Annotated in this window: 2 protein-coding genes; one reads left to right on the forward strand and one right to left on the reverse strand. The window is 42.2% G+C overall.

Going from position 1 to position 2,313, the window contains the following annotated elements; genetic code table 11:
- Positions 1-295 (forward strand): hypothetical protein (locus tag F6K49_RS42160; protein ID WP_293107292.1); only part of this gene is annotated, 295 nt, incomplete at its 5' end.
- 198 nt (positions 296-493) lie between these two features.
- Here the strand turns inward: F6K49_RS42160 and F6K49_RS42165 are convergent.
- Entirely contained in the window at positions 494-1,936 is a 1,443-nt protein-coding gene (locus tag F6K49_RS42165) for a c-type cytochrome (protein ID WP_293107297.1), read from the reverse strand.
- Positions 1,937-2,313 lie beyond the last annotated feature (377 nt).

Below are 2,313 nucleotides of genomic sequence, written 5' to 3' on the forward strand. Positions count from 1 at the left end.
AACGATTTGGCAGCTAGCTATTTCACCAGAGACTGGTGATTGTTACCTGGAAGGAACTGATGAAACAATTGCGGATTTATTAACACCCAAGTGGGATATACTGCCTTGTTCCCGTTGTGATATGCCTTTACCCATTAAAACCGCTGGGATACCACCAACCTGTTGTCCCTGTTTTGATCTACCCACATGGCCCAATACAGAATTGCCAGCACCACGAGATCCAGTGTGTAGTCAAACCGAACTAAGAGGGATTTGCGATCGCTTAAACAAAATTACTGATAATAAAATTACTTAAGAGAGTAGAAAAAAAATAAAATACCAGTTTTTAGCTTGTAGAGTCGCCCAAAAAAAAATTGGTTATTTTGATAATTATTATATATAATACTCTCGTTTAATTGAAAGTGAAAGATTTCAGTAAAGACGATTAGTTTAATTGCCGCATATGGGGGAGTTTATCTGCCCCATATGCTAGTGCTCTAGAAAGTCAAGGAGATCACAGAGTTTTGAGATATTCAATCAAGGCTTTCTTATCCTGTTCAGGTAAATCAGTGCCATAGAGATGTCCTTGGTTACCATTAGCTATAACGCTAGTATCGTATCTAAAACCCTCCTTCTCAGCGTTTGCTCCCTCCGAGACAAAGCCAACTTTTTTGGGATCATAGACATCGTAGCCCCGGTAAAATACCTTCGTCCGGTTCTCAGGAGTTTCTAGTAAGTTGGTTAGATTAGGCACCGAACCATTATGGAGATAAGGAGCTCTTAGCCAAAGTCCATCAAGGGCTACTGCCACATAACCATTAGTCTTACGCAAGTAGTCAAAGTCCCATTCATAGCCTTCAGCGTATTCATTATAAGAGTCAGCTGCTTCCTGAGTCCACATATCTAAGCGGTTGCGGTCAGTACCAATCTCATCAATAGGAATAACAGTTCCTATCCGTTCTCCACCAAAAGCATGGCAGGATGCACAGGTATTACCAAAAATCTCACTACCTTTTGCTGCCAATGTCTGATTAACCTCAAAAGGATATGGGGGAGGAGGTAATTCAGTAATATAATCTTCTACCCGCTTTAAACCTTCGATATTAATCGACTTCCTAGTAGCACCATCACCGATTGCTCCAGTCTGGATGGTTTCCGTCAGTGAGGTTTCTAAGCCATCCCAATGATAGGCAAATCCTTCATGCATCTTTTGATTCCAAAGGGGCATCATGTCGGAGTTGTCAACAGAATCATCTAGAGGTTGCTCTAAGTATCGAAACTTGCCAGGGTTAAATGGAGAGATTCGACCAGGTCCCCAGTCAGGACGGGAATCCATCCAAGCATATCCTTCCAGAAGTTTCGTAATTGTTTTCCTGGTCTGAGGAATAATGACATAGCGATAAAGTAGTTTATCAAACCAAGAAAGTTCATAATTGTATCCGATTTCTCCAAGAATATAGTCCGCTGTAAATCGTGGATCATTGGCACAAGCTTGCAGAAATCGGAGGTAGCCTTGAGAATCAAACTTACTTGAAGGTCCTCCTAAAATAATGGTAGGTTTATCTTTAGGATTTTCGCGAAATGTAGCCGTATGACAGGAAGCACAAGTTATGCCCTGACGGGGAAAACCAATAGTTTTTTTAGAAAAGCCAATGGGCAATTCTTTCCCCTCTTCCCAGGTAATTCCCAAAGACGTATAACCCCCCGGTCCTGGGAGTTTGTCAGGAAATATCCTGGGAAGCACCAGCCAAATTAAATACGGTACACCTTCAGCCTTTTCTGTGCCAATGGAACCATACTTGAAGTGTTCTTCTGGCGACTCATAATCGTAATAGGTGGGAGGATTGGGGTCTTCTCGAAATAGGTTGTACCATCCCACATAGGCTACAACTCCAGCCAGCAAAAAAATACTAATAACAATGATTGTTATTAATTTACCTAATTTCGTTTTCACCATTTCCATAACGTTATTTTTCTCCCTACTGCTAGATAGTGGTGAGTGCAGTGCTAGGTGATAAGTATTACTATTCCCGAAAAGTTAGGAGAATCCCTTGACTATTTTTGAAATAAGGGGTTGTTCAGTTTGCAGGGCAAGGAATAAGAGAATTCCTTGGATAACTGCGAAGAAAAGGTCAACCAAAGCGATACTCATAAATCCCAGATCTTGACCAAATAACAAGACAGCCGTTATAAAAAACGTAGCTCCACCACCTCGTGTGACAAATATCGACATCCAAGCTGTTGCTTTATAGCGATGCAGCGCGGTCTTGGGAAGGCAGCGCGGTCTTGGGGGTCTCCCCCATGAGCGACTGCCGTGGTTTCCCCCATGAGCGA

The organism is Moorena sp. SIO3I6, from assembly GCF_010672095.1.

What these genes read in the sequence shown, in the direction of transcription:
- F6K49_RS42165 (WP_293107297.1), bottom strand. Translation starts at nt 1,936, where the DNA reads ATGGTGAAAACGAAATTAGGTAAATTAATAACAATCATTGTTATTAGT.